6 protein-coding genes are annotated in these 3,191 nt (G+C 69.7%); 4 read left to right on the top strand and 2 right to left on the bottom strand.

Annotated elements, in window-relative coordinates:
* A partial coding sequence (locus QK444_RS34575) for a glycerate kinase (RefSeq protein WP_282786215.1) occupies window positions 1-526 on the bottom strand: 526 nt, incomplete at its 3' end.
* 149 nt (window positions 527-675) lie between these two features.
* Here QK444_RS34575 and QK444_RS34580 point away from each other — a divergent pair.
* Window positions 676-1,008: a GNAT family N-acetyltransferase gene (locus QK444_RS34580; RefSeq protein ID WP_029930294.1), complete on the top strand. Its 333-nt coding sequence runs from the start codon at window positions 676-678 to the stop codon at window positions 1,006-1,008.
* A 13-nt stretch (window positions 1,009-1,021) separates the two neighbouring features.
* Here the strand turns inward: QK444_RS34580 and QK444_RS34585 are convergent, their stop codons facing one another.
* Window positions 1,022-1,783: a 1-acyl-sn-glycerol-3-phosphate acyltransferase gene (locus tag QK444_RS34585; RefSeq protein ID WP_282786216.1), complete on the bottom strand. Its 762-nt coding sequence runs from the start codon at window positions 1,781-1,783 to the stop codon at window positions 1,022-1,024.
* 106 nt (window positions 1,784-1,889) lie between these two features.
* On the opposite strand from QK444_RS34585, the gene QK444_RS34590 reads away from it, so the two are divergent.
* From QK444_RS34590 to QK444_RS34600, 3 genes are all read left to right on the top strand, one after another.
* A complete protein-coding gene (locus QK444_RS34590) occupies window positions 1,890-2,504 on the top strand; it encodes a YqgE/AlgH family protein (RefSeq protein ID WP_280354764.1) in 615 nt (204 codons plus the stop codon).
* A 52-nt stretch (window positions 2,505-2,556) separates the two neighbouring features.
* Entirely contained in the window at window positions 2,557-3,063 is a 507-nt protein-coding gene (locus tag QK444_RS34595; protein ID WP_029930297.1) for a sigma-70 family RNA polymerase sigma factor, read from the top strand.
* The coding region (locus QK444_RS34600) for a zf-HC2 domain-containing protein (RefSeq protein WP_282786217.1) at window positions 3,060-3,191 on the top strand (132 nt) is incomplete at its 3' end. The genes QK444_RS34595 and QK444_RS34600, both read left to right, overlap by 4 nt.

Here is a 3,191-nt window from a genome sequence, read left to right on the forward strand (position 1 = left end):
GGGCGGCTAACCGCAGAGCCGCGCCGCCGCACGGCAATTCGGTGCCGTCGGCGGCGAGGACCCGCAGCCCGAGTGCCTGTAGCAGGCCCGCGCCACCATCGGTGGAGGCGCTGCCGCCGAGGCCGAGCACGATCTCCCGCGCGCCATGCTCGAGCGCGTGCGCGACGACCACCCCCAGCCCGTAGGTGCTGGCCCCCAGCGGATCCTGCTGCCCGCCCGGCAGTTTCGACAGTCCCACCACGGCGGCGAGTTCGATGACCGCGGTCCGGCCGCGGCGCGCGTAGGAGCAGGGGGCCGGGTCGCCGGTGGGTCCGGGCGCGTGCAGGTGCACCCGCGTCCAGCCCGCGGCGAGGAAGGCGTCCACGGTGCCGTCCCCGCCGTCGGCCACGGGCAGTCGCACCACGTCCGCGCCGGGCGCGGTGCGCCTGATACCGCGCGCGAGCGCGTCCGCGACCTCGGCCGCCGTGAGCGAACCCTTGAACTTGTCGGGTGCCAGCACCACCCGACGCGGCCCCTTCTGCGTCATCACCACAGTCTGCACGCTGCGGCGAGCGACCGCTGCCCCCACCTGCGCCACGCCCGGTCGCCGCGCGAACCGATCTCCCGACACGCCCGGAGCGCGAGTAATGGCAATCGGTGCAAATCGACCACGGGCCACCCGATAGCGTCGTGCCCATGTCGAGTGAGTCGAATGAGTCGATCGAGGTGCGCCGCAATCCCGCCTTGGATCGCTTCGAGCTACTGGTCGACGGCCTGGTGGCGGGGGTGACCTCCTATCAGGACACCGCGAACGAGCGGGCCTTCGTGCACACCGAGATCTACCCGCAGTACGAGGGCCGCGGCTACGGCCGCAAGCTGGTGCAGGGCGCACTGGACGCCACCCGCGACGAGGGCCTCGGCATCCTGCCGCTCTGCCCGATGGTGCACCACTTCGTGGAGTCGCGGCCGGAGTACCTGACGCTGGTTCCGCACTGGTCCAGGGAACGACTGGGGCTACCCCAGCACTGAACCGGCCCAGCACTCAGTACGCCGCCACAGCTCCGTCCAGCGCCGCCTGCAACTCGCTCTTCACCAGCCGCGCGATCTCCGCGGGGCGGGTGGGCAGGTCGACGACCGGCACGCCGAAGTAGAAGCTGGCCGACTTGACCTGCTCCTTGGTCGGCTCCACGGTCGGATCGGATCGCGGACCGTAGCTCAGGCCGATGCTCACCAGGGCGGGCTCCGCGCCCAACTTCATGGACTTGAAGGCGATGTGCCCGATGCCGCTGCCCACCGACTGGACCTGGGTGGGATCCACGTCATTGCAGGTGCCCTCGGGGAACACCGCCATGCCGTCGCCGCGGAAGAGCCGCTCGGCGCAGACCTCGATCATCCGCTGCCCCGCGGCGTTCACGGCGCGGATGCCGTGGTCCTTTCCGCGGAAGACCGGGATCCCGCCCATCATGTCGATCCGGCGGCGCTGCTTTGCCTCGGCGAACAGCTCATCCTTGGCCAGCACCCGGGTCCGGCCGATCACGGGCCGCAGCCCGCTGCGCCAAGCCGCCGCGGCAACGGTGTAGGGATCGAGCTGGGAGAGGTGGTTGATCGAGATGAGCAGCGGACAACCCTCGGAAATCAACTCCCGCAGGCGCTCTCGCGCCCCTGGCGCATATGCGACCCGCGGATGGTAGCGACGCCCGAGCAACGCGTAGGCACCCCACGCCTGCAGTCGATTCTGCTGATGCTCCCGGTAGAAGTCGTACACGGCATCGCTGTTCTCGAGGACGACCTCGGGACGTTCCATGGGGAAACCCTAACTCGGTTCGTTTGCCCCCGCCGCACTCCCCGATATGGGCCCTTGACCAAAACAAACCGAGCCAATCGGGGGGTAGCGGTGCGATGATGTCGAGGTGGCACGCGCAGAGGAACACGGCGATCGTTCTCGACGCGAATCCCGGCACGAGGATCAGGTGGTTCGGCCGGGCACACTGCTGGTGTCCGCGACCGACCTGGTGGAACCGTCGTTCCGGCGCACCGTCGTGTACATCATCGAGCACAACGACGCGGGCAGTCTGGGCGTCGTACTGAACCGGCCCAGCGACACCGCGGTGCACGACGTGCTACCGAACTGGGCCGAGGTGGCGGCGTCGCCGCGCGCGCTGTACATCGGCGGCCCGGTGAAACGCGATGCCGCCCTGTGCCTGGCCCTGGTGAAGGTGGGCACCCCGGTCACCGAGGTACCGGGTCTGCGCAGGGTGGACGGGCGCGTGGCGCTGGTGGATCTGGATTCCGATCCCGAGGTGATCGCGCCGCTGGTGGAGGGCCTGAGAGTGTTCGCGGGCTATGCGGGCTGGACCTTCGGACAGCTGGAGGGCGAATTGGACCGCGGGGACTGGATCGTGCTGTCGGCGCTGCCGAGCGATCCCATCGCGGGCCGCGGCGATCTGTGGGCGCAGGTGCTGCGCCGCCAGCCGCTGCCGCTCTCCCTGTTGGCGACCCATCCGATCGAGGTGGAGCGCAATTGATCTGAACCCGCGGCCGGTCTGCGTCGTGGGTGGGTAGCGGGAGGTGCATCCGATGCCCGAGGAACAGGCCGAACTGCTGCGGGTGCTCTATGACGAGCACGCCACGGCACTGTGGCGCTACACCTACGGACTCGTCGGCGATCCGGGCCGTGCCGAGGACATCGTGCAGGAGACCCTGCTGCGTGCCTGGCAGCGACCCGCCGTGCTGGATCAGTCCACGCATTCGGCCCGCGCGTGGCTGTTCACGGTCGCCCGGCATCTGGCGGTGGACGAGTACCGCAGTGCCCGCAATCGACGGGAGTTCCGGATGGACCATCCGCCGGAGCAGCCGGTGGCGGATCAGGCCGACCGCGCGCTGGACGGCTGGCTGGTGGCCGACGCCTTGGCGCGGCTCAGTCCGGACCACCGGGCGGTGATCGTGCGCGCCTACTACCGCGGGCTGTCGACGCATCAGATCGCCACGGAACTGGATATCCCGGAAGGAACGGTGAAGTCCCGCATGCACTACGGGATGCGGGCGCTCCGGCTGGCGCTACAGGAGATGGGGGTGACCAAGTGACGGAAACGGTTGCGGGACGGGAGCCCTGCGCTGCCTACGAAACCTGGGACGGACCGTACGTCCTGGGCGCGCTCACCCGTGCCGAACGCCGCGACTACGAGGAACACCTTGCCGGATGTGACCACTGC

Origin of the sequence: Nocardia sp. CC201C (assembly GCF_030010695.1) — a bacterium.
GTDB lineage: Bacteria > Actinomycetota > Actinomycetes > Mycobacteriales > Mycobacteriaceae > Nocardia > Nocardia otitidiscaviarum.

Excerpts from the sequence above, each read along its gene's own strand:
- QK444_RS34585 (WP_282786216.1), bottom strand. The coding sequence starts at position 1,783 with ATGGAACGTCCCGAGGTCGTCCTCGAGAACAGCGATGCCGTGTACGAC.
- QK444_RS34580 (WP_029930294.1), top strand. The coding sequence starts at position 676 with ATGTCGAGTGAGTCGAATGAGTCGATCGAGGTGCGCCGCAATCCCGCC.
- QK444_RS34595 (WP_029930297.1), top strand. The coding sequence starts at position 2,557 with ATGCCCGAGGAACAGGCCGAACTGCTGCGGGTGCTCTATGACGAGCAC.